This is a genomic window from Ornithinibacillus bavariensis (assembly GCF_050433565.1).
In the GTDB taxonomy this organism is placed as follows: domain Bacteria; phylum Bacillota; class Bacilli; order Bacillales; family Amphibacillaceae; genus Ornithinibacillus; species Ornithinibacillus bavariensis.
The window spans coordinates 25,942-48,745 of sequence record NZ_JBNPWZ010000016.1 but is presented as its reverse complement, the minus strand read 5'-3'; the positions used below and the strand labels follow the sequence as shown (position 1 = coordinate 48,745).

Below are 22,804 nucleotides of genomic sequence, written 5' to 3'. Positions count from 1 at the left end.
CATCTCTATTATACGATTGGAGATTCTTTTGTTACATCCCTAGAAGGTTTATTTTCACACAGGCATAGCCTGTGGTTTTAAAAGCATTAATAAAAACAAGGCCTCCTGCTAGTAGGAGCCTTGTTTTAGTAATTCATATAAACTTTTGTATATTTATTAACTTAATTTATTATTTACCATTTGGCAAATTTCTTCAGCATTTTGTCCATTTGCATTAATCACTGGACCTGAAATGCTAGTATCAGCCATACCCATAACATCCTTATCTAAACCGGAAATTACACAACAATCACAATGAGCTGTATCCGCTTCGGATTTTAGCTCGATTACTTCATGTCCCATTGCCATTAGTGCTTCTTTTACATCAGTAAGGGATTCTTCTACCCCGATTCTAGCCATACTTTTTTCACTCCTCTAAGTATCCATTTTTACATCCTTAGTTTGACCGAAAGTATGGAAGATATTCTAGGATATTTTCCCTTCCATAGACAATTCACGAAGCATATGAATAACAGTATTTACGCCAACCTCTAATGCTTCTTCCCTAGGTTTTAATTTAGCATGATGAAGACCGTAGCTTGAATTTACACCAAGCCAAAACATGAAGCCAGGTATATCCTTAAGCATGAAGCCAAAATCTTCACCTGTCATTGCTTCTTTTGCTTCTGCATAGTGAATACCTAATTTTTTTGTAACATGCTTAAATCGTTGGACGAACTGTTCATCATTATATACCTGATAATAGGATGAACCATAATCTAATTTGATATGACAATCATGCATGATCTCGAAGCCTTTAGCAAGACGTTGCAATAGCTCTTTTACTTGTGACATAACCACCGGATTTAATGTCCGTATCGTTCCCTCTAGTCTAGCGGTTTCAGCTATTGCATTTTGGACATGGCCACTAGTCATTTTGCCAATTGTAATAACAGCACTATCTAGGGGATTTAAATTTCTTGCTATTATTCCTTGTACATGGGAAATGAAAGCACCTGCTGCAACTGCCATATCCTTTGATAAGTGTGGATATGCTGCATGACCACCTTTTCCTTTGAAATTGATAAATAACTCACTCGTATTTGCGAATAGTAACCCAGTTTTACTCGCAACTGTCCCTACTGGATACTCAGGTGCTATATGAAGAGCGAAGATACAATCTGGATACCACTCTAAAAACACATCGGAAAGCATCAGCGGCAATGCTCCGCCTGGTCCCTCTTCTGCTGGTTGAAATATGAATAGTACATCATCTGTGATTCGATGCTCAATAACGCTTTTTAAAGCTCCTAAAGCAATTGTCATATGGAAGTCATGTCCACAGGCATGCATATTGCCAGGATGTTTTGAGGCAAAATCATATCCTGTTTCTTCAAAAATTGGTAGTCCATCAATATCCGTACGAAAACCAATTAATTGTTTTGATTTCGTTCCAGAAACCTTCACTAATATTCCTGTTTTCCACGTTTTCACTTCTACATGTTCATTAGCGATTGAGTGGATATAATGAAGTAAATATTCATGTGTCTTGAATTCTTGAAACCCTAATTCAGGAATTTGATGTAATTCACGTCTAATTTTACGCAGCTCAGCCAGATCCATTTTGTAGTCCCTCTATTCATTGTCTAGCTTACGTAGTTCTTGCTTAATTTCCGTCTTGGCTTTCGTTCCTTCATCAATTTCTTTTAAAACTTTTGCAGGTGTACCTGCTACTAGTGTGTATGGAGTAACATCTTTGGTTACGATAGCACCAGCTGCAACGATAGCTCCCTTACCTACAGTTACCCCTTCTAAAACAACAGCATTTGCTCCGATCACTACATCGTCCTCTATAACTACCGGTTTTGCTGATGGTGGTTCAATGACACCTGCTAGAACAGTTCCAGCTCCTATATGGCAATTTTTCCCAACCGTTGCACGCCCACCAAGCACGGCATTCATGTCAATCATCGTACCATCACCAATAACAGCTCCAATATTGATCATAGCACCCATCATAATTACAACCCCGTCACCAATTTTTACTTGATCACGAATAATCGCACCTGGTTCAATACGAGCATTAATATTCTTCATGTCCAATAATGGAATTGCTGAATTCCTACGATCATTTTCTACGACATAATCTGCTATAGCTGAACGATTGTTCTTTAAGAAATCAGAAACTTCCTTCCATTCTCCAAACAGTACACCGTTTTTTTGTTCTACAAAAGCTTGGATGTTTCCAAAGTTAAGTCCAGATAACTCTTCCCCTTTTATGTATACTTTTACAGGTGTGCTTTTCTTACTATTCGAGATAAAGCTAATAATTTCTTCTGCATTCATCATACCCATGATCGATCCCCCTTAATTTTTATAATCTTCACTTTATCAGACAGTTTATCTTCAAGCAATACGAAGAGGATACCAAAAAGTTACTTCCTTTGATATCCTCTTTCCATGACAGCAGAAGCTTGATTCTCAATCTACGAATCCCTTACTATAAAATTTTTATTCTTAACACTATGTCTTAAGTCATTAATTTTTACTTTTTGCTGAATATATATCCTTTCGTAATTCTTTCAGTAATGCTCTTCTCGTTAAAATACCATCAAAATAGCCTTCTTCATCAACAATGCTAACAAAAGGATAATCAATTAGCGCCTTCAATCCATCAAGGATTGTATCCTCTCTTAAGAGTCTAGGAATATCTGTTACCATAACCTCCTGTACCTGTAGTGTTGATAATCGTTCAATCTCAAATTGTTCTAATCCCAATATTTCATTTAGAATTCTTGTTTTTCCAATTGTACCTTGTAATCTATAAGTGGAATCAAGTACAGGCACAGCAGAGTATCCTGATTTTACTAAAACTAATAAAGCATGTTCTAGTGGATTGTTTAGTTGGACATGTGCAACCTTCTCAGAGGGAATCATTAAATCTCTAATTGTAAGCGATGTCAAATCTCTATCTTGCAATATACTCATATTACCCGCTCCTTTTTATCAAACTAACCTGAAAGACAATTCTAATGAAGGGGCCTACCTTAGATCAGATGAAATATTTTTTCCACCTCAACCTTAGTGTAACATAAATGGTAATAAATTAGCATGTACGATATAGAATGATTGAAGATGAACATTAATGAATGCCCGTATTAGAGTTATATGTTATAGAGAATTGAATTTAAGTCCTAAGAAAACCAAAAAATATTTTTGGTATCACAAGTTTTTTTTCGGTTCTCTTGGTGCTAAAAAGAATTTGAATCACTTCATCTACCTTCCCATATTTTCTGTAACAAAAATTTTGAAGACTTGTATTGCAGTCAGCTAACCCTGTGAGGATGAACAGATGAAAATGCTTGAAGTATGATAAATGGTGTAAAACTACTTATTTTATCCCTTTATGTATTCTATGAAGCAGTAACTTGTTTTGTTGATTCGCCAAGAGTCGATAGTAAGATTTCATAATAGTCCTTAGATTAGTATGCTTAATAGCATTTCTATTCATTTGATGAAGGTGACTTTAAGAAAATTAAAGGGCCTTTTTAGGGATACTGTACCAAAGGCCCATAGGACATTTAAAACGGAAATTTATTTAGCCACTGCCCACCGTCCATCGTTACTACTTCTCCATTAATATAGGAGGCTTTATCAGATAACAAGAAATAAGCTAGCTCTGCTATTTCCTCTGGTTTTCCTAATCGCTTTAATGGTACTGAGTCTAATGTCCGTTTAGCCGCTTCTTCAGACAGAAATAGCTTTTCTGCTCCTCCTGTTCTTTCAATTGGTCCAGGGGCAATTGCATTAACACGAATACCATATTTCGTTCCCCACTCTACTGCTAATGTTCTTGTCATATTGAGTACGCCTGCTTTTGCAGCTGATGAATGGATAACTCCAGCACCTGCATTCCAAGCATATGTAGCTACCATATTAATAATCGTGCCTTGGATATTATTTTCTATCCAGTACCTTCCTACTTCTCTACTACAATAAAAAGTACCATTTAATACAATATCAATGACCGCTTTCCAGCCGTTGACAGATAAATCCTCTGCTGCACAAATAAAATTACCTGCAGCATTATTCACTAAATGGTCTATTCTACCAAATCGATTAACTGTCTCTTTCACCATTCGTTCTATATCTTCTGGATTACGGACATCTAATGGAACTGAAAGGATATCTCCCTTTGCACTTTGTGCAAGCTCTTCTTGTACAGCTAATAATTTTTCCTCAGTTCTACCTGTTAAGACAACATTCAATCCCTCATCAGCAAATTTCTTAGCCATAAATTTCCCCATGCCATTAGAACTTCCTGTAACGATTACTGTCTCTTTAACCATACATTATCTTCCTCTCTATAGTACTATCTTCATACTATTTCTATTATAAGGAAAAGTCAAAAATCATATGTTGTATTACAGATAATGCTATGTATGTTATAATGAATAACACTATTGAATAAAAGGTGAGAGAATGAATAGAAGGTCTTTTCTAAAAAAGCTTATTGGCAGTACACTCACATTTTTGGGTTTAACTGGCGGAACATATTATTATGCAAGGAATATTGAACCTAGTATGCTCACCATAAAAAAAGAAACGATTACCCATACCAAAATCCCCGCTTCATTCGATAATATTAAAATAGTACAATTTTCAGATACACACATTGGTTTCCACTACACGCTAAATCAATTTGAAGAGCTAGTTGAGAAAATTAATAAATTAAATCCGGATATAATTGTCTTTACTGGTGACTTAGTAGATGAACCAAATCACTATAATTGGAACCAGAGACTAATCAATTTACTCCACTCTCTTCATGCACCATTGGGGAAGTTCTGGATATATGGTAACCATGATCATGGGGGATATGGTACTGAAATTGTCCAAGAGACAATGGAGAAAGCTGAATTTATTCTACTTAAAAACACTCATCATGTAATTGAAAATAATTTAGACAGAATCATCCTTACCGGTATCGATGATGTAATGCTTGGTAAGCCAAATCTAGCGAAAGCACTTGAAAATACTAATACTGATCTGTTTACTATATTACTTGCACATGAGCCGGATTATGCTGATCATACAATTGACTATCCAGTAGATATTCAACTTTCCGGTCATAGTCATGGAGGACAAGTACGCTTTCCTTTTATCGGTCATTTATATACACCAAAGTTTGCAGAAAAATATGTAGAAGGAAAATATACATTTGAATCCAGCAACTTAATTTTATATGTTAGTAGAGGTATTGGTACAACTAGACTTCCTTACCGATTCCTTTGTGTGCCTGAGATTACATGCTTTACCTTAAAACAAAAATAGTAGACTTTCTTTTATAGTCTCCCACCAAGTTTGTAACAGTTTGTCCATAGTTTCTAGAACGTTTACATGCTAAAATAATGGAAGAATATATTACTGGAGGAAAAACTATGAAAAAAAAGATTTCCGTCGTAATCATGCTTGCACTTGTTGTATTTCTAGCAGCATGTGGACAAAAATATAAAGGGGACTTTTCAAATGAGGTTCAGGACTTTACCTTTACGAATCAGGATGGTAAGGAAGTAAGTAAAAGTGATTTTGACGGAAAAATATGGATTGTAGACTTCATCTACACATCATGTGAAACGGAATGTCCACAAATGACATATAACAAGCAAAAGATTGAACGTGCATTAGAAGATGAAGGAATTAATGATATTGAATTTGTATCATTTAGTATTGACCCAGCGCGTGATACACCAGAGGCTTTAAAAGAATATGGGGAAGTACGTGGAATTGAATTTGATCATTGGACATTTTTGACAGGCTATGATTATGAAACGATTAAAGAGTTTGCTGTTAAGTCTTTCAAAATTCCAATTGAACAACTTGAGGATAATACCTTTATGCACGGTGTTTCGTTTACCATAGTCAGTCCAGAGGGAAACGCAATAAAGAGTTACAATGGCTATTACCTTGAACAAGATCAAATCAAAGAAATGGTAGAATTTATAAAAGATATGCAATAAAGAGCCATATGGTAGTGACCCCAAAAAGATAGATTGTAATTATAGCTTTTGGGATCACAACCTACCGGCTTCTTTTTTTATCTTTATTATTTGAAAAATGGACAAGCTTTACGTTACTATTTATTTTAGATAGTAAGTTTATAACGTACGCCAATACTTATAGAAAGGAGGAGAGCAATGGCCCAACACGAAACAGTATCCATACAGGATTTAGCAAAAGCAATATATACGGTAAATCGTCACGCAAAAACAGCACTTGAGCCACAGCACCTGTATTTTATTAAGAAAGAAACAATTAATCGCCTATTAAAGGAACAAAAAGCAAAAAAAATTGGTCTTCATTTTTCTGAACACCCAAAATTAAGTAATCAACACTCAACACTATTAGTTCAAGTGGATGACTATTTTTTTCACATTCCTCCAACGAAGGAAGACTTTCAAGAACTTAAGCATTTAGGCTCACTTGATCATAATTTTCGAAATCCCCAAACAAAAATGTCTTTAGCGCAGGCAAAAAAAATTATCTATCAATATATAGACTATAGAGAACCAAAAGAGAAAAAAAAGAAAACAAAAAAGTATACTTCAACTTACTACACGCCATCATCACTCGGCAAAATGGAATGGCCCCCCAAGAAAACCTTTCGATAAATTGTTAGCTTGTCTATTGTAATAATTGAGAACCCCCTCATACAAATAAAATTAAGTTTAGTATGAGGGGGTTCTTCATTCATACTCTTTTCTTTCTCTTGCTTATATTACGAAATAGGTGTATCACACAGAGGAACAGTCCTAGTATTGCCAAAACCTGTAATGCCAATTTTAATAATTGATAGGTTATTAGTTCAATATGGCCATTCAATAAAACAACAATGAAAAAGAGTACGATAAAAAGTAATCCACTTAAAACGTATCGTAATAACGTTTCAGAACGTATCGATAAAAGAAATACTGAAATTGGTCTAATCAACACATAACATCCAGCAATTCCAAATAGAATAACCAATGTATAAAATAATTCTTCTTCAATGCCTATCGATTGTAGTTGCGATATCTTTATCCAATCTGAAATGGTTAAAAACATTCCCTGCACCCCTCTTCTAGTAACCTAATAAGCATTCTAAACGATTTTAATAGGAACTATACCTACAGGTCTAACTATTTTTGTACGTTTGCTATAATAAAAGATAATTTTATGAGGAGGGGTAGGAAGTGAACAAAGCAGTTACTTATATTTTGCTAGGTGCATCCTTATGGGGAACCATCGGCTGGTTTATAAAAAATCTATATGTATATGGTTTTACTCCTATGGAGGTTGTGACACTTCGAGTAACAACCTCAGCAATTATCTTACTCCTATTTTTGCTAATTACATCTCCAAATAAAGTTAAATTAACTTCCCTGTCTGATATAAAATATTTTATTGGAACGGGAATTTTTAGTATTATATTTTTTAATTATTGTATGTTTACAGCTATAAGCTTGTCCTCCATACCTGTTGCTACTGCACTGCTCTATACAGCGCCTGCATTTGTTGCCATATTATCTGTTTACTTATTTAAAGAGTCCTTTACCAAAAGAAAATCGGTGGCACTATTCGTAACATTAATTGGCACTCTATTCACCGTACAACTTATACCTTTAAATGTAAATAATTTGCAGCTTGGGAGTATCCTATTTGGTATTGGATCTGGAATTGGTTATGCTTTATATAGTATCATTAGTAAATTTGCATTAAACAAGTACTCAACTCTAAGTATTACGACCTTTACCTTCGTAGTAGCAGCAATTGCACTAATTCCATTTTTTCCATATCAAGAAAAACTACCACTTCTTCTGGATAAAGAGGTCTTATTCTATGCTTTTGGATTGGGACTCTTTCCAACAGCGATAGCATATATTGTGTATACATATGGCCTAAATCAAACCGAGGCATCAAAAGCTGCTATTTTATCAACAATTGAACCCGTAGTTGCAGCATCAATTGGTATTATTATTTTTAAAGAGACCTTCGACATGTTGCAAATGCTTGGCATGACAATGATTATAGGAGCAGTTATATTAATGCAAACCGAAAACAAGAATAATGCCCAGGTGATTAAATTGAGGGGGAGAACTAGTGGAAAACCGTCTTAATCAATATATACATTCAATAGAGATTTCTGGTATTAGAAAGTTCTTTCAAATGGTTGAGGAAGAAGAGAATATTGTTTCTCTTACAATTGGTCAGCCTGATTTCCATACACCTAGCCATATTAAGGAAGCTGCGATCCATGCATTAAATACGAACAGAACAACCTATACAAATAATGCTGGTATCTTCGATTTGAGAAAAGCTATTTCCGCCTTTTATGAGTCTGCATATCATGTTTATTTTAATCCTGAGAATGAAATTATTGTAACAACTGGTGCTTCTCAGGCTATCGATATCGTATTTCGAACCATATTAAATCCAGGCGATGAAGTAATTCTACCTGGTCCAATTTATCCTGGATATGAACCATTAATTACCTTAGCTGGGGCAAAAGCAGTATATGTCGATACAACAAATACTGAATTTAAATTAACAAATAAGGAATTAGAAAGGGCTATTACTAAACAAACCAAATGTGTCGTACTCCCCTACCCTTCTAATCCAACTGGTGTATCATTGACTGCTACAGAACTAAAAAAGTTGGTTGAGGTTTTAAAAGGAAAGGAAATTTTTGTTCTAGCGGATGAAATTTATAGCGAACTTGTTTATGATTTTAAACATACTTCTATTTCCAGCTTTGAAGAAATTAGGGACCGAGTTGTAGTCATTAATGGCCTATCGAAATCCCATTCCATGACTGGATTTCGTCTTGGTTATGTACTAGCACCTAAATGGCTGGCAAGTCACATACTTAAAGTTCATCAATACAATGTGTCCTGTGCTTCCTCTATAAGCCAATATGCTGCACTCGAGGCACTAACAAACGGTTTAAGTGATCCGAAGAATATGAATGAAGAATATCTTGTTAGAAGAGACTATGTTTACGACCGGTTAGTGAGGATGGGTTTACAAGTAATGAAGCCGAATGGAGCCTTTTATTTTTTCCCTAGATTTAACATTTCTGAGATGACCTCATTTGAATTAGGTATAGATTTAGTTAAAAAGGCAAAACTTGCACTAGTACCTGGGGATAGTTTTTCATTACTTGGCGAAGGATATATGAGATTATCTTATGCCTATGATTTTCTCACACTAAAAGAGGGGTTAAATCGATTGGAAGAGTATTTACAGAAGCGAAACGTTTAGTCAGTGGATATAGTAATAGAAGGGATAATGCATAATAGCGATATCCCACCTATTAGCTATATGATAGTTAAAAATTAATCTTCTCTCTATTTTTTGTGCATTACTTCCTTTTTATCATATCTTAGTTTTTCATACATATTTAGCAAACGATCTAATTCTTGACTGAGAGCGATAGATTCTAAGCTTGTTATGCCTTGTGATAGGGCAACAGAACTCATTTGTTCACGAAGCCTTTCTATTTGTTTTAGGAGCTTGTCAGTTTCGTGCATGAATATTTAACAATACCTCCTTTTCTATTTCTATTAATGTAGCACAGAAATGAACCGAATAACAATTATTAATTACATTTTTTGAACTTTTTACTTACATTTAACTATTTTATCTAGGTATAATTGATATAATAGAAGTAACATTATTTTTATTTAGTTGTCAGTTACTTCTGATGAGAAAGGAATGTCTTCTTTGACCGAAACGAAACAAAAAAATGAATGGATAGAATGGGGTAAAGCAATCCTTATAGCCATTATTCTTGCATTCTTATTACGTACATTTATATTTGCTACTTCCATAGTAGAAGGAGACAGTATGGATCCTACATTACAAGATGGAGAACGGGTTGTTTTTAATAAAATTGTATATCTCATCGATGAGCCGAAACGAGGCGATATTGTCATAATCCATCGCCCAGAAAAAAATTATGTTAAGCGTGTTATTGGCTTACCTGGAGAAACAATTCAGATACGGAATCACAAGCTATATATCAATAATGAACTTCATGACCAGACCTTTTTATCAGAGGACGCAAAAAATCACACGGGTAGCTTTGGACCAATAACTATTCCAGAAGGAAGATATTTTGTGATGGGCGATAACCGATCTATCAGTAAAGATTCTAGAAATGGATTAGGCTTCATTACCGAGGATGAAATTATAGGTCGTTCGGAATTTGTATTTTATCCCTTTAATCAAATGGCTAAAACAAGATAATATAAAAGGCAGTTCAAAGGTTGTGTAACCTTAAATGAACTGCCTTTTTTGTCTTGTTAGTCATTGTTGTATTACTTTTCATTATCAAATATACAGCTTCCAAAATTAAACAATAATATAACAAAGCATAATATTCCTAAAGCTAGTTCCACAGATGACACCTCCCGTAAACTTATGTTATGTATTATTCTACTTTTTAAGTAATCGTAACCGTATTTATCATACCAATATCCACCTTCTAAATAAAGGGAAATATGTTACAATAAAATTAAAATAATTGTTGCTTTTTATCGAAGCTCTGTAAGAAGTAGGTGAAAATAGTAATGCACTGTCCCTATTGCGGTTCTATCGTAAAGGAAGAAGAAACGTATTGTATAACCTGTGGTAAAAAATTACCTACCGATGTCCATTTACGATCGAAGAAAGAGAAATCGTTCATAAAATTATGGGGCATTCCCATCCTTACATTTGTGCTAGTGTTATTGTCTAGTAGTTTATTCCATACATTTCTTAATGCTCAAGAAGAAGACGCAAAGCATTTCTATGAGCTTGGTGAAAAGAGTTTACTCGCTGAAGATTATCGTGCAGCTAAAGACTATTTTTCAAAAGCTATTGACCAAAAATCAAACTTTACACAGGCACAAATGGCATTAGAATTTATTAATAAATCAGGTGCAATTAAGGAGTATCTACAGAAGGCTGAAAATGAATTAAAGGATAAAAATTTTCAAGCCTCCCTATCACTATTACATGAAGCAGAAGAATTGTTAAAAAATTATGATGGGAAACCAGCTACTATTCTAGTTAATAAAATTGACTCCTATCGTAACACTGTAAAAATTGAACAGTTAAAAAGCCTTTTATCTGAGTTCCCCTCCATTGATGAATTAAAAGCTTTATTATGGGAAGCTGATGCAATAAAAACGGAAGAAGCTCAGGAAATAACAGAAACAATCCGTGAACAAATTATTGATTATGCCTATACAAAAGCTAGTGAAATGTTATCCGATAAACAGTTTGGTGATGCTCAATTTATTGTAGAGGATGGTTTGAAATATGCACCGAATTCAGAGAAACTGCTTAGCTTAAAAACAACTGTTGAAAAGGAAAAAGTATCTTTTGAAATCACGCAAGAACAGCGGATTCAACAGGCAATAGATTCGGCTGAAGAAGAACGGGAAAAGAATGAAAAAGATGCAATAAAATTAGTTTCCGTCAAACTTGAAAATGATAAACAGGGAAATTTAGTAGTCAAAGGTGAAGTGAAAAGTGTTGGAACAGTCCCTATTAGTTCTGTTCTAGTAGAATATGCTTTAATGACAAAGGATAAAGAATTCCTTAAGAATAATGTTTACGTGTATCCAGACACACTTTATCCAAACGAAAATGGAAAATTTGAGTTTACTCATTTTGACATTGATAAGAATGTTAAAAAAATGAATATACGTGTTAAAAAAATAACATGGTATACAAATTATTAAGGATCTTAGCGGAGTGAAACTATGATATTTTTCAAACAAAAGCTACCGATAATTGTTACAATTGTGGTCATTTTATTTGGTGGACTAGGTTTCTATTATCTTTATTATGTCTGGAATTCAAAGGACATTGTAATCAATAATCCTGTCATAAAACAGATTCAATTAGAAGATGAGACAGTAGACTTAAAATCTATTATTCATGAAGCAGAAAAGAATGTTGTTCAGATTGAGGCAAAGGGTGAACAACAAACCTTAACTGGCTCAGGCTTTCTTTATAATGATCAAGGAGATATTATTACGAATGCACATGTTATAAAAGATGCGGAAACAATCTATATTCGTACAGCAAATGCCCGGACCTATCCAGCTGCAGTTATTGGAATTGGGGATCGAAACGATGTAGCTGTCCTTCGCGTCCCACAGCTTGCAGGTGAAAATGTATTAGAAACCGAAAAGGATAATCTAGCCGAAATTGGTGATGAGGTAATTGCACTAGGTAGTCCGCATGGGTTTCAAAATACGGTCACACTAGGAATTATTTCTGGTACGTCAAGGAATTTTACTTTAGATGGATTTGATTATAAAAATGTATATCAAATCTCTGCACAGATTACTCATGGTAATAGTGGTGGACCTTTAATTAATCGAAATACGGGTAGAATTATAGGTATTAACTCTGTCGGTACAGAAGATGGAACACTTGGTTTTAGTATTCCAATAGTAGATGTTATGAAAGAAATCGAAACTTGGTCTAATGAAGCACGAAATGATCAATTAACGTTTACAAACACGGAAGATATTATTAATTCAATAGATCAAAAGCAGTTTTTACAGGATGCAAACTATGTAGTGGAATACTTTTTGGATAGTATTATCATTCGTGACTATGTCGCAGCTTATTCACTATTAGGCGACTCTATCCTATCAACTACCTCTTATACTGACTTTCGTGAAGATTATATTCAGGTAGTAAATGTAAAATATACGCCTGAAGACCCAACTATGACAGATGAAAGTCATGTATCAATTCGAGTCGATATTGAGCTTACTAAGAATCAACCAAATGAAGAAGAGCTATTGAAAAAAAATGTACATTATCAATTTACTGTAGGATACGAGAATGATCAATTAAAGATAATTCGTTTGAATTACGAGTAGACAACAGAAAATAAAGAGGCTATCCCCCTATTACGTTCAAAGCAACAATTTGAACGTAATAGGGGGATAGCCTCAAATGCATTTATTTAGACAAGGAATTCCATTAGCTTATCAGCAGGCAGTGGTTTACTTACATAGTATCCCTGCATTTCATCACATTTTTCGTTCGTCAAGAAATTCAATTGTTCTATCGTCTCTACCCCCTCTGCAATAACCTTCATGTTAAGTGCATGTGACATATGTATAATTGATCGCACTATTGCTTGATTTTCCCTTTGGAGTCCATTTAAGAACATCTTATCAATTTTTAATTTTGATATCGGGAAAATACTCAAATATTTTAAGGAAGAATAGCCTGTTCCAAAATCATCAATCGAAACAAGGACACCAAGCTTTCTTAGATCATGTAATGTCTTTAATATTTCTTCTTCATTTGCCATGGCCATGCTTTCCGTAATTTCAAGCTCCAAATACCGAGGTTCCAATCCCGTCTCCTGTAGAGCACATTCAACCTTTTCCAAAAGATTGCGTTGATAAAATTGTTTTGCAGAAAGATTAACACTTACTGTCATTGGTCGAAAGCCTTTATCCTGCCATTCCTTGTTCTGCCTGCACGCTTCCATTAGAACCCAATCACCTATATCAATAATTAATCCCGTTTTCTCCGCCAAAGGGATAAATTTATTTGGACTTATATAGCCTCTATCAGGATGATTCCACCGAATTAGAGCTTCTAAACCAACTACCTCATTATCTATTAGATTCTTCTGTGGCTGATAATAAAGCTCAAATTGCCCGTTTTTTAATGCTTTTCTTAATTCAGATTCCATTGTAAGCATCATTCTAAAATTCTCAGATATAGAGGAATCAAATAAGTTATAGTAGTTTCGCTGTTTCTCTTTTATGATATACATAGCAGAGTCTGCATGTTTAACTAAATCAGATGCTGAATTTCCATTCTCAGGAAAAATACTAATACCAATACTAATTGTAATGTAAATTTCATACTCTTTTATTTGAATAGGTTTTTCAAATTCCGTAATAAGTTTTTCGGCTAGTTTCTTTGCATCCTCCCTCGTTGTATGCCTTTGCAAAATTAAAAACTCATCACCACTCATTCTAGAGATAAAGGTATCTGTTTGCTGAAATATTCTTAGACGGTTTGCACAAGCCTTTAAAAGCTCATCCCCAAAAGCATAGCCGAGTGTATCATTTATCTCTTTAAAATAATCTAAATCAAGAAAAAACACTGCAATATGCTCTTCAGTCTCTTTGGCCTGATTGATGGCTTCTTTTAGAACGATATTAAAAAAGTTACGATTCGGTATATCCGTAAGCTCATCATAATATGCTATGTATTCAATTCTTCGTTCATTTTCAACCCGATCCGTCACATCTTTAATACTTGCTGTCCGAAGAATTTTTCCGTTTGTTTGATATGGATATTCTAGAACCTCTACGTAGAATGTTGACCCATCCTTTTTAATTCCTCTAAGCTCTAAAAGCTCTTCTGTTGTCAAGTGCTCCATATCTACTAACTTTTCATAGCTTTTTGGATCAATTAATGCGCTCATTGCTTTTCCGATTATTTCTTTTCTTGTATATCCAAACATTTCGGCAAAGGTCTCATCACAGTCTAAAATTAAAGATTCCCCGTATAAGACAATTCCTTCCGTAGCATTGTTGGAAACTTGATTAATGTATCGCTTAATTTCATCTACCTTATCTTTGACGGATAACTCATTTAATATCAAACCATATAGATTTTCATTTAGTAGAAGAGACTTTATCTCTAGTAACCCTCCCTTTTCCATCTTACGTTCCATTAGCAAGTGAGAGTTTGAAGAGCCTGTTAGTAAAGAAAATTCAATGTAGTCTGTTATAGAATGTCTTAAAGAGGGATCCATATTAAATATTGTGTATGCCACTGGATTCCCTCCTAAAACTGTTCCGTCTCGATGAACAAATAATATTGGATCACTTAATAAAGAAAGCATTTGATTATTCATTGGAAAGGTTAACGCATTATTTTTCATAAGGGTTTCTCCTCACTAGTTATCCATTTTAACCAATACTTATTCGTTCTTTCGGGTAATGATAGCTACCCGTTTTCTTTGTTTTCTTAAACATAAATAGAAATGTAATGATCCCAACTCTACCTACAAACATTAAAAACATGAGAATAACTTTGCTCACAGTAGTTAAGTCTCCAGTAATTCCTAAGGATAATCCTACTGTACCGAACGCAGATGTTACCTCAAATAATATTTTTGTTATAGAAAAAGGTTCTATGGTTGTTATGAATAACACAGAAGCAAAAACAAATATCAATGCCATTAATGTTACGGTAACTGCCTTTAACAGATCGTCCTCATGTACTTCCCTTCTAAAAATTCTTATACTACTACCACCGCGAGCATAGGTAACTATAAAAATTACTACTAGTGCAAAGGTTGTTGTCCGTATTCCCCCTCCGGCACTACTTGGCGAGGCTCCAATAAACATCAAAAATGATAACCACAATTGATTTGATTCTGTTAGTTGACTAACATCCATCGTGGAAAGTCCACCGCTCCTTGTTGTTATCGACTGAAATAATGAATAAAAGAGTGACTCATGCCATGTCTTTCCAGCTAGAAAATGATTCATATCCAACAAATAAAATACTAGTGTTCCAACAACTATTAACACTAAAAACGTAAAAGAAGTTAGCTTAGTAAATAAACTAAAATGAGTTGTTGCCCTTTTATCATTTCTTTTGAACAAATAGTTTTTTACTTCAATTAACACTGGAAAACCTATAGCTCCAAAAATAATTAAAAGCATATAAATAAATTGAACAAAATAATCATCCTTATAAGGAATTAAAGAGCTTCCAGTTATATCGAAACCTGCATTTGTTACAGCACTTATCGTTCCAAAAAAACCATGTAGATAAGCCTCAGATGGCTGTGAGAAGTACTTTAAAAAGTATGTACCTAAAATTAAAAAAGCGAATAATTCTACTGTAAATAATACTAGAACAATTTGCTTTATAAGACGCACCATCCCCTCAAAACTCGTTTGGTTTTGATCCGTCATGATTAATTGTCTTTCCTTAAAGCCGATTTTTTTTCCTAATATAAGCCATATAAAAGTACCAATTGCCATAACACCAACAGCACCAAGCTGCATGATAAAGGCTAATAAGAAAATACCAGTTGTACTTAAAGTATCCGCAATGGTAATAGTACTCAACCCTGTAACACTTAGAGCACTAATTGCTGTGAAAACAATATCAATAAAAGGTACTTCTACCCCACTCTTATATGCAAATGGCAAACATAAAAGCAACGTTGAAAAAATAGCGGCGATAAAATAAAAAAATAAGATCATCCGAACCGGTGATAGCGTATTAAGCCAATGTAGAAAACTTTTAGAAAAAAACATGAGTAAACATACTCCTTAGATTAGCCAATGCGGTGACAGGCTAAAATTCATTTTTTATTATAGCAGTGTTTTGTAAATATTTCCTCTATTTCCTCTATTTTAAAAAATAAGCAACCAATCTAAAATAGAGTTTAACTCAAGTAGAGTCTTTACAGTCCTTAATCCTACGATAAAATAAACTATAGTACCAAAAAATTATAACGGAAAACATATCGATTGAAAAGACATACCCGTACAATGGAGGTCTAATAGATGGAATTGACTGCCGATCTAGGCGAAAAAATTATTAACGAAACTAAAAAACTAATTAATGAAAATATTATTATTGTAAATAAACAAGCAATCATTATTGCGAGCACCGATCCAAGTAGAATTGGTCATTTTCATGAAGGAGCTTTACTCACAATTGACCGGAATGAAATGACCATTTTATCAGAGGAGCATGTGCGTGTTATGAAGGGTATTCGCCCCGGAATAAATTTACCAATTACAATAAATCATGAAGTAATTGGTGTAATAGGTATTACAGGTAATCCAACAGAGGTAAAGCCTTTTGCTTCTCTAATGCAGAAAATGACGGAACTTCTCATACGGGAAAGCATATATATTCAGGAAACGGAGTGGCATGCTCGTGCAATTGAATCTTTCTTCATGGATTGGGTACAAATGGATCACATTCCAGGTGATTTTCAAACCCGTTCTAGATTAATAGAATTCCAAGTAACCCCTCCGCTTCGTTGCACGATTATCCGTATGGATTCACATGTTGTCCCAGCAAAAAAACTAAGCGATATTTTACATATTCTAAAGTTAAAAATAAAAGGTCAAGCAATACTTTGGGGAGACAAGCGTTTATTATTGGTGACGGAAGAGAGAACATATCCATCCCTTGAATATTTAAAGAATCAATTAGGATCTTTCCAAAACTATATCTCATCAATATTTGATTTAAGCGTTTCGATAGGTGTTGGGATAATTTCTAATAGCTTATTAATTAAAGATTCTTACCAATCAGCATTAAAAGCATTATCTATAGGAGATATAAACGCAATAACGATCTATGAGGATTTACTTTTAGAAATCTGTCTTGATGAAATCCCTTTAGAGGTAAGACGAGAATTCATTAACAAGATAATGCACCTATTAGGGAATGAGAAAAATTTATTAGAGACGCTTAAGGTGTACTTCGCAAACAATTTAAATAGTAAGAGGACTGCAAATGAACTACATATTCATATTAATACATTACATTATCGTTTAAATCAAATAGAAGCATTGACTCAATTAAATCCAAAATCAGCCTACGCTATTACCTTGTTTTATGTTTTATTTTATTTTTTGGATAAAGAAACAAAATAAACAGGCATTAGCCAATATTTTTTGTTGCTTTATACATATCATTCTTCCTGTTTTCCCTTTACAATAAACTTAAAAACTCTTAGGAGAATGTCTATGCTAAGTGAGCAAGTCAAAAATAAGCTGATTACGATTGTCGGACCAGAAAATGTGCAAGATTCAAAAGCAAGTTTACTAGCTTATTCCTATGATGCGACACCTGGTTTTCAGTCCTTTCCGGATATTGTGGTTTCCCCAAAAAATAAACAGGAAATCTCAGAAATTGTAAAGCTATGTAATGAATACCAAATTCCGATTGTTCCAAGGGGTTCTGGATCTAATCTAAGTGCTGGAACTACCCCATTGCATGGTGGTGTGGTGCTATTAATGAAGCATCTTAATAACATAATTGAAATAGATGAGGAGAACTTAACTGTACGAACCCAGCCAGGTGTAATTACACAGGACCTAATTCAAGCTGTTGAGGTAAAAGGATTCTTTTATCCTCCTGACCCAAGTTCTATGAAAATATCACAAATCGGTGGTAATATCAGTGAAAATTCTGGTGGACTTCGGGGCTTAAAGTATGGTGTTACCCGTGATTATGTCATGGGACTTGAGGTTGTGCTACCAAATGGTGAAATCATTCGAACAGGTGGAAAACTAGCAAAGGATGTAGCAGGCTATGACCTTACTAGATTATTCATTGGTGCTGAAGGAACCCTTGGTATTGTAACAGAAGCTACTTTAAAGCTCATTCCAAAGCCTGAAACTAAAAAAACAATGCTCGCTCTTTATCAGGATATAGATGCAGCTGCGAGAACTGTTTCGGCGATTATTGCTAATAGAATTATTCCTGCTACACTCGAGTTTCTCGATCAGCCTACACTAAAAGCAGTAGAAGACTTTGCACAGGTAGGCTTACCTACAGATGTTAAAGCCATTCTTTTAATTGAACAAGACGGGAATGAGAGTGTCGTAAATGCAGATATGGATAAAATAGCTGCCATTTGTAGTCAGAATAAAGCCGTCCGGGTAACAATTGCAGAAACAAAAGAAGAAGCAGAAGCATTAACATCTGCAAGAAGAGCTGCTCTATCAGCATTAGCTCGCCTACGCCCTACCACCATACTTGAGGATGCTACCGTTCCTAGATCAGAGATTGCCAATATGGTAAAAGCGATTGAAGAAATAGCTGAACGAAATCAAGTAACTATTTGTACATTTGGTCATGCGGGAGATGGAAATCTGCATCCTACCTGTCTTACTGATATTCGTGATAAAGAAGAAATGGCTCGTGTTGAAAAGGCCTTCGAAGAAATTTTCAAGAAAGCAATCGAGCTAGGAGGTACAATTACTGGAGAGCATGGTGTTGGTGCAATGAAGCTACCTTATCTTCACTTAAAGGCGGGAGAAGCTGGGATAGAAGTCATGCGAGGTATAAAGCAAGCTTTAGATCCGAACCAGATCATGAATCCAGGAAAAATCTTTTCCCTATCTGATAGAAATAGAGTGGTGGTACAGAAATGAAACTTGCAGAAATAGAAAGAATAAGCCAAGAATTTAAAGAAAAAATGGATTATGATGAGCTGCTAAATTGTATGCGTTGTGGTTTTTGCTTACCAAGCTGTCCAACCTATATAGAATCTGGAATGGATGAATCACATTCACCTAGAGGAAGAATTGCTTTAATGAAGGCAGTTGTTGATGGTGAGATCGAACCAGATGAAGATGTCAAACGCTCCTTAGATTTATGTTTAGGGTGCAGAGCTTGTGAACCAGTATGCCCATCAGGTGTAAAATATGGGCATCTATTGGAGCAAGCAAGAGATATCATTTATCAAAATAACAAACAAAGTCTTCCTGAAAAAGCTGTTCGAAATATTGTCTTTAACCATTTGTTCCCAAAGCAAAACCGAATGGTTTCAGCAGCTAGCCTACTCGGCTTTTATCAGCGATCCGGCTTACAAAAGGTTGCAAGATCAACAGGAATTATGAACTTCTTCCCTGAGTCATTGCGAACAATGGAAAAGGTTCTTCCATCCGTTCCGAAGAAAAAAGATATGAAAAATCGACCAAATCATCTGCCGGCAATTAGCGTACAAAAAAAACGAGTTGCATTTTTTACTGGATGTTTAATGGATACTGTGTTTATGGCAACAAATGATGCTACGATGAAGCTCCTACAATATGCAGGCTGTGAAATTGTTATACCTAATACGCAAAATTGCTGTGGAGCCCTACACGGACACAGTGGCGAAAGAGAAAAGGCGAAAGAGATGGCCAAAAGAAACATTGAAGCATTTGAAGGTATGAATGTTGATTATATCATCACTAATGCAGGAGGTTGTGGTGCGTTCCTTGTGGATTATAACCATTTATTAAAAGACGAACCAGAATGGATGGAACGTGCAAAGAATTTTTCTGAAAAAATTAAAGATATTACGAGTATTTTAGTTGAACTTAATTTTCAGCAGGAACATCTGGAACTAGATAATCAAATCGTAACCTATCAGGACTCCTGTCATTTAAAAAACGGTCAGAAAACATTTATGGAGCCGCGTACTTTATTACAATCAATCAAAGGCGTAAAATATGTAGAAATGAAAGATGCTTCAAGATGCTGTGGTTCAGCAGGTATTTATAATATCGTTGAATCTGAAATGTCCATGCAAATTCTAGATTATAAAATGGAACAAACGAAAAAGACAAAGGCAAAAACAATTGTAACGGCAAACCCAGGTTGTTTATTACAAATGAAACTCGGAATTGAACGTGAAGGGCTTTCAGATACCATGCAAGCTGTGCATATCGTGGACTTTCTACTAGAGGCATATGAAAACACACATTAAAAATATGTGATGGGCTAGGCTTCATGTCTAGCCTTTTTATTTAAGACCTCTTTAAATCTTTCTAACAGGTCTTCTCCTTGATAGCCTTGATCGATAAGCTCGCTGAGCATCTCTTCAATTTTACTCTTTCTTTTATCTACTATCGTACCTAATAAATGAATATCGATATGCTTCCCGATTATATTGATACTATCAATGGAAGTAATAAATGTAGCTGGATGGTTAGTTTCCTTTGTAATACGAACCTCTACCATAACTTGTTCCTCTTTATCCTGTAATTCTTGGAAATAGCTATAGTACTCTTTCTCCACTAATGCTTCAATTAACCAACTATTCTTGTCATCTTCACGATTAATGATTAACCCATCGATTAAAGGAATATTCTTTTTTGTAATTTCATCATGATTACTTTCTAATATTCGTAAATCCTTTAGCAAAAACGTTTTCAATACCATTCCCCCCTTTCTTACTCCCAACTTTTTAACTTAGTGTAACAAAATTTCCAATTTATTGGTATATATATTTTACCATTACAATAAGGTATTAAACAGAAAATTATATCAACCACCCTTTCATCCATGTATAATAAGAAATAAATAGAAACGTTACAGGAGTGTCTTTATGCGTAAAACTCTAATTGTTCCGCTAATTGGATTAATATTCTTAACCGCTTGCTCAAATTCCCAGCCTGCAATTGTTAAGGTAAATACGCCACCAGATAATGCTACAGAGGAGCCAGAGCTAATCGAAGAAATAACAGACAATGAAAAAATTGATGAATTTATTGAATTTCCTTTAGACGATGAAGTAGTCCGGGTGAATTTAAAGCAAATTCCTATTCTATATGCTTATTTACAGGCTACCACTAATCCTAAATCGGTAATTGAAAAGATGAAAATTGACCGTTTATACAGTAAAGAAAACAATGACATCTATCTTTTAGAATTTTCATGTACGGACATGGGTTGCTCTTACCTCCTTCTTGATGAATCAGCCGATAATACCGGCTTCCTGCTTGCCGATTTAGCATCGTATGAAAAAGCAGTAATTTCACCAGATGAGTCTAAGCTATTAGTAAAATTTAACAGATACCCAGAGATGAAGCCACCTTTATCCGATGTAGTGGTAGTGGACTTGATTAACTGGCAATCGCTAACACTTAAGAATGAAGAAAACGATCATGCTATCCTTGACTTCAATTGGCCAATAATCTCAGCAAGTTGGATTGACAATGAAACCGTTTCTATTTCCGTTCCTGAAACAATACCGCAAGCTAATGAAGTTGAAGGAAATAATGCAAACAAAGGAAAAGTTACAACTGTCCAATTTCATGTAACGAATAAAAAGTAATTCCAATTTTTTACGTGGATAAATTTGTATACCAATGTAAATTACTAAAGGTGTTCCTATATGGGACACCTTTTCTTCTTATTATTGGAAACACTTAGTAAGTATATTTCATCATTGTTACACGAAGCTATATAATGAAGGACATCATAAAGGAGGAAAATTCCATGACAGTAGGTAACCAAGTGAAGCAGGCAGTGGCTGGCTTAAAAAGTGTTCAAGCAAGCTTCGAACAGTTCGCCTTACAAACGGAAAACAAGCAAGCAAAAAAGCTTTATGAGCAAGCTGCTCAGCAAACACAGTCTATTTTACAATCCGTAGAGCCTCGTCTACAGCAAATTGAGAGCGAAGAGCCTCAATATAAAGGTTTTTAATAATAAAAGTTCAGGATAATACTCATTCTAGAGCTTGACCTAATTGGGGAGGTTACTCTCCCCTTCTAACATTGACAGAAATAGGTGAAACTGATGCGCAAATACCAATTTCTACTTTTTATTGTATTCATCCTTTCTGCTGGCTGCACCTCATCATCGAGTGAGCCTTCTGAAAAAACAAACCCAATCCATATATCCAATGTTTCCACTAAACATTCGTATGATCAATCCTACGCTAACCAGGCAAAATCTACCCTTGCACAAAAGAAAAATGTGACAAAGGTATTCGCAGTAAATTCGGACAAGCTGCTAATGATAGCTATCGATGTACCACATCATGAACGCTTACAATTAAAGAAATATGAAAAGAAACTAACAAAGGAAATGAAAAAGAAATTTAAGAAAACCTCCTTAAAAGTGGAAGTCTCTTCTGATCAGAAAATACTGTGGAAGCTTGAGCAGTTAGAAGAGGAAATACGTAATGGATCGATTTCCAAAAAAGAATTAAAGAAAAAATTAGAAGACATAAGTAAATTGATGAAAGAAAAGACATAAATGAACC

At 34.7% G+C, this 22,804-nt stretch carries 24 protein-coding genes; 14 read left to right on the top strand and 10 right to left on the bottom strand.

Annotated elements, in window-relative coordinates:
- Nucleotides 1-156: 156 nt before the first annotated feature.
- From HNR27_RS17450 to fadH, 5 genes are all read right to left on the bottom strand, one after another.
- Nucleotides 157-399 carry a YkuS family protein gene (locus HNR27_RS17450; RefSeq protein WP_212919497.1) on the bottom strand — a complete coding sequence of 81 codons (243 nt, stop codon included), beginning with the start codon at nt 397-399 and terminating at the stop codon, nt 157-159.
- Between the two features lie 66 nt (nt 400-465).
- Nucleotides 466-1,602 carry an N-acetyldiaminopimelate deacetylase gene (locus HNR27_RS17445; RefSeq protein ID WP_429340639.1) on the bottom strand — a complete coding sequence of 379 codons (1,137 nt, stop codon included), beginning with the start codon at nt 1,600-1,602 and terminating at the stop codon, nt 466-468.
- 12 nt (nt 1,603-1,614) lie between these two features.
- A complete protein-coding gene (gene dapD, locus HNR27_RS17440; protein WP_212919495.1) occupies nt 1,615-2,334 on the bottom strand; it encodes a 2,3,4,5-tetrahydropyridine-2,6-dicarboxylate N-acetyltransferase in 720 nt (239 codons plus the stop codon).
- Between the two features lie 183 nt (nt 2,335-2,517).
- On the bottom strand, nt 2,518-2,967 hold the full coding sequence (gene cbpB, locus HNR27_RS17435; protein ID WP_429340638.1) for a cyclic-di-AMP-binding protein CbpB: 450 nt from the start codon (nt 2,965-2,967) through the stop codon (nt 2,518-2,520).
- A gap of 593 nt (nt 2,968-3,560) precedes the next feature.
- Complete coding sequence (fadH, locus tag HNR27_RS17430; RefSeq protein ID WP_429340637.1) at nt 3,561-4,328, bottom strand: 2,4-dienoyl-CoA reductase; 768 nt, start codon at nt 4,326-4,328, stop codon at nt 3,561-3,563.
- 133 nt (nt 4,329-4,461) lie between these two features.
- Between fadH and HNR27_RS17425 the strand changes: the two genes are divergently transcribed.
- The 3 genes from HNR27_RS17425 (at nt 4,462) to HNR27_RS17415 (ending at nt 6,650) form a co-directional block, all read left to right on the top strand.
- A complete protein-coding gene (locus HNR27_RS17425) occupies nt 4,462-5,313 on the top strand; it encodes a metallophosphoesterase (protein WP_429340636.1) in 852 nt (283 codons plus the stop codon).
- A gap of 107 nt (nt 5,314-5,420) precedes the next feature.
- Nucleotides 5,421-5,999 (top strand): SCO family protein, encoded by a 579-nt coding sequence (locus tag HNR27_RS17420; RefSeq protein ID WP_429340635.1) that lies wholly within the window; start codon nt 5,421-5,423, stop codon nt 5,997-5,999.
- Between the two features lie 177 nt (nt 6,000-6,176).
- Nucleotides 6,177-6,650 carry a YkyB family protein gene (locus tag HNR27_RS17415; RefSeq protein ID WP_212919490.1) on the top strand — a complete coding sequence of 158 codons (474 nt, stop codon included), beginning with the start codon at nt 6,177-6,179 and terminating at the stop codon, nt 6,648-6,650.
- Between the two features lie 79 nt (nt 6,651-6,729).
- On the opposite strand, the gene HNR27_RS17410 is transcribed toward HNR27_RS17415, so the two are convergent.
- The gene (locus HNR27_RS17410; protein ID WP_212919489.1) at nt 6,730-7,083 is read right to left on the bottom strand and encodes a hypothetical protein; all 354 of its coding nucleotides are present in this window, start codon (nt 7,081-7,083) and stop codon (nt 6,730-6,732) included.
- Nucleotides 7,084-7,211: 128 nt separating this feature from the next.
- Here HNR27_RS17410 and HNR27_RS17405 point away from each other — a divergent pair, with 128 nt between their 5' ends.
- The gene (locus tag HNR27_RS17405; RefSeq protein ID WP_429340634.1) at nt 7,212-8,135 is read left to right on the top strand and encodes a DMT family transporter; all 924 of its coding nucleotides are present in this window, start codon (nt 7,212-7,214) and stop codon (nt 8,133-8,135) included.
- The gene (locus tag HNR27_RS17400; protein ID WP_429340633.1) at nt 8,119-9,279 is read left to right on the top strand and encodes an aminotransferase A; all 1,161 of its coding nucleotides are present in this window, start codon (nt 8,119-8,121) and stop codon (nt 9,277-9,279) included. The genes HNR27_RS17405 and HNR27_RS17400 overlap by 17 nt, the downstream gene beginning before the upstream one ends.
- 86 nt (nt 9,280-9,365) lie before the next feature.
- Here the strand turns inward: HNR27_RS17400 and HNR27_RS17395 are convergent, their stop codons facing one another.
- Nucleotides 9,366-9,548 (bottom strand): Spo0E family sporulation regulatory protein-aspartic acid phosphatase, encoded by a 183-nt coding sequence (locus HNR27_RS17395; RefSeq protein WP_429340632.1) that lies wholly within the window; start codon nt 9,546-9,548, stop codon nt 9,366-9,368.
- A gap of 193 nt (nt 9,549-9,741) precedes the next feature.
- Between HNR27_RS17395 and lepB the strand changes: the two genes are divergently transcribed.
- From lepB to HNR27_RS17380, 3 genes are all read left to right on the top strand, one after another.
- Nucleotides 9,742-10,266: a signal peptidase I gene (gene lepB, locus HNR27_RS17390; protein WP_244853317.1), complete on the top strand. Its 525-nt coding sequence runs from the start codon at nt 9,742-9,744 to the stop codon at nt 10,264-10,266.
- Nucleotides 10,267-10,589: 323 nt separating this feature from the next.
- The gene (locus tag HNR27_RS17385) at nt 10,590-11,747 is read left to right on the top strand and encodes a zinc ribbon domain-containing protein (RefSeq protein WP_429340631.1); all 1,158 of its coding nucleotides are present in this window, start codon (nt 10,590-10,592) and stop codon (nt 11,745-11,747) included.
- Between the two features lie 21 nt (nt 11,748-11,768).
- Nucleotides 11,769-12,905, top strand: a complete 1,137-nt coding sequence (locus tag HNR27_RS17380; RefSeq protein ID WP_429340630.1) for a S1C family serine protease — start codon at nt 11,769-11,771, stop codon at nt 12,903-12,905.
- 86 nt (nt 12,906-12,991) lie between these two features.
- Here the strand turns inward: HNR27_RS17380 and HNR27_RS17375 are convergent, their stop codons facing one another.
- Nucleotides 12,992-14,941 carry a sensor domain-containing protein gene (locus tag HNR27_RS17375; protein ID WP_429340629.1) on the bottom strand — a complete coding sequence of 650 codons (1,950 nt, stop codon included), beginning with the start codon at nt 14,939-14,941 and terminating at the stop codon, nt 12,992-12,994.
- 28 nt (nt 14,942-14,969) lie between these two features.
- Nucleotides 14,970-16,334, bottom strand: coding sequence for a TrkH family potassium uptake protein (locus tag HNR27_RS17370; protein WP_429340628.1), 1,365 nt, complete (start codon nt 16,332-16,334; stop codon nt 14,970-14,972).
- Between the two features lie 252 nt (nt 16,335-16,586).
- On the opposite strand from HNR27_RS17370, the gene HNR27_RS17365 reads away from it, so the two are divergent.
- From HNR27_RS17365 to HNR27_RS17355, 3 genes are all read left to right on the top strand, one after another.
- Nucleotides 16,587-17,693: a CdaR family transcriptional regulator gene (locus HNR27_RS17365; RefSeq protein ID WP_429340627.1), complete on the top strand. Its 1,107-nt coding sequence runs from the start codon at nt 16,587-16,589 to the stop codon at nt 17,691-17,693.
- A gap of 93 nt (nt 17,694-17,786) precedes the next feature.
- The gene (glcD, locus tag HNR27_RS17360; protein ID WP_429340626.1) at nt 17,787-19,199 is read left to right on the top strand and encodes a glycolate oxidase subunit GlcD; all 1,413 of its coding nucleotides are present in this window, start codon (nt 17,787-17,789) and stop codon (nt 19,197-19,199) included.
- On the top strand, nt 19,196-20,521 hold the full coding sequence (locus HNR27_RS17355) for a (Fe-S)-binding protein (RefSeq protein WP_429340625.1): 1,326 nt from the start codon (nt 19,196-19,198) through the stop codon (nt 20,519-20,521). The genes glcD and HNR27_RS17355 overlap by 4 nt, the downstream gene beginning before the upstream one ends.
- A 14-nt stretch (nt 20,522-20,535) precedes the next feature.
- Here HNR27_RS17355 and HNR27_RS17350 read toward each other — a convergent pair whose 3' ends face one another.
- On the bottom strand, nt 20,536-20,970 hold the full coding sequence (locus HNR27_RS17350; RefSeq protein WP_429340624.1) for a YwpF family protein: 435 nt from the start codon (nt 20,968-20,970) through the stop codon (nt 20,536-20,538).
- A gap of 172 nt (nt 20,971-21,142) precedes the next feature.
- Between HNR27_RS17350 and HNR27_RS17345 the strand changes: the two genes are divergently transcribed.
- From HNR27_RS17345 to HNR27_RS17335, 3 genes are all read left to right on the top strand, one after another.
- Nucleotides 21,143-21,871: a hypothetical protein gene (locus HNR27_RS17345; protein WP_429340623.1), complete on the top strand. Its 729-nt coding sequence runs from the start codon at nt 21,143-21,145 to the stop codon at nt 21,869-21,871.
- Nucleotides 21,872-22,035: 164 nt separating this feature from the next.
- Nucleotides 22,036-22,242, top strand: a complete 207-nt coding sequence (locus tag HNR27_RS17340) for a DUF1657 domain-containing protein (RefSeq protein WP_212919475.1) — start codon at nt 22,036-22,038, stop codon at nt 22,240-22,242.
- Between the two features lie 93 nt (nt 22,243-22,335).
- A complete protein-coding gene (locus HNR27_RS17335; RefSeq protein ID WP_429340622.1) occupies nt 22,336-22,797 on the top strand; it encodes a YhcN/YlaJ family sporulation lipoprotein in 462 nt (153 codons plus the stop codon).
- The last annotated feature ends 7 nt before the right edge of the window (nt 22,798-22,804 follow it).

Excerpts from the sequence above, each read along its gene's own strand:
- HNR27_RS17450 (WP_212919497.1), bottom strand. The coding sequence starts at position 399 with ATGGCTAGAATCGGGGTAGAAGAATCCCTTACTGATGTAAAAGAAGCA.
- HNR27_RS17445 (WP_429340639.1), bottom strand. The coding sequence starts at position 1,602 with ATGGATCTGGCTGAGCTGCGTAAAATTAGACGTGAATTACATCAAATT.
- dapD (WP_212919495.1), bottom strand. The coding sequence starts at position 2,334 with ATGGGTATGATGAATGCAGAAGAAATTATTAGCTTTATCTCGAATAGT.
- cbpB (WP_429340638.1), bottom strand. The coding sequence starts at position 2,967 with ATGAGTATATTGCAAGATAGAGATTTGACATCGCTTACAATTAGAGAT.
- fadH (WP_429340637.1), bottom strand. The coding sequence starts at position 4,328 with ATGGTTAAAGAGACAGTAATCGTTACAGGAAGTTCTAATGGCATGGGG.
- HNR27_RS17425 (WP_429340636.1), top strand. The coding sequence starts at position 4,462 with ATGAATAGAAGGTCTTTTCTAAAAAAGCTTATTGGCAGTACACTCACA.
- HNR27_RS17420 (WP_429340635.1), top strand. The coding sequence starts at position 5,421 with ATGAAAAAAAAGATTTCCGTCGTAATCATGCTTGCACTTGTTGTATTT.
- HNR27_RS17415 (WP_212919490.1), top strand. The coding sequence starts at position 6,177 with ATGGCCCAACACGAAACAGTATCCATACAGGATTTAGCAAAAGCAATA.
- HNR27_RS17410 (WP_212919489.1), bottom strand. The coding sequence starts at position 7,083 with ATGTTTTTAACCATTTCAGATTGGATAAAGATATCGCAACTACAATCG.
- HNR27_RS17395 (WP_429340632.1), bottom strand. The coding sequence starts at position 9,548 with ATGCACGAAACTGACAAGCTCCTAAAACAAATAGAAAGGCTTCGTGAA.
- HNR27_RS17385 (WP_429340631.1), top strand. The coding sequence starts at position 10,590 with ATGCACTGTCCCTATTGCGGTTCTATCGTAAAGGAAGAAGAAACGTAT.
- HNR27_RS17380 (WP_429340630.1), top strand. The coding sequence starts at position 11,769 with ATGATATTTTTCAAACAAAAGCTACCGATAATTGTTACAATTGTGGTC.
- HNR27_RS17375 (WP_429340629.1), bottom strand. The coding sequence starts at position 14,941 with ATGAAAAATAATGCGTTAACCTTTCCAATGAATAATCAAATGCTTTCT.
- HNR27_RS17370 (WP_429340628.1), bottom strand. The coding sequence starts at position 16,334 with ATGTTTTTTTCTAAAAGTTTTCTACATTGGCTTAATACGCTATCACCG.
- HNR27_RS17365 (WP_429340627.1), top strand. The coding sequence starts at position 16,587 with ATGGAATTGACTGCCGATCTAGGCGAAAAAATTATTAACGAAACTAAA.
- glcD (WP_429340626.1), top strand. The coding sequence starts at position 17,787 with ATGCTAAGTGAGCAAGTCAAAAATAAGCTGATTACGATTGTCGGACCA.
- HNR27_RS17355 (WP_429340625.1), top strand. The coding sequence starts at position 19,196 with ATGAAACTTGCAGAAATAGAAAGAATAAGCCAAGAATTTAAAGAAAAA.
- HNR27_RS17345 (WP_429340623.1), top strand. The coding sequence starts at position 21,143 with ATGCGTAAAACTCTAATTGTTCCGCTAATTGGATTAATATTCTTAACC.
- HNR27_RS17340 (WP_212919475.1), top strand. The coding sequence starts at position 22,036 with ATGACAGTAGGTAACCAAGTGAAGCAGGCAGTGGCTGGCTTAAAAAGT.
- HNR27_RS17335 (WP_429340622.1), top strand. The coding sequence starts at position 22,336 with ATGCGCAAATACCAATTTCTACTTTTTATTGTATTCATCCTTTCTGCT.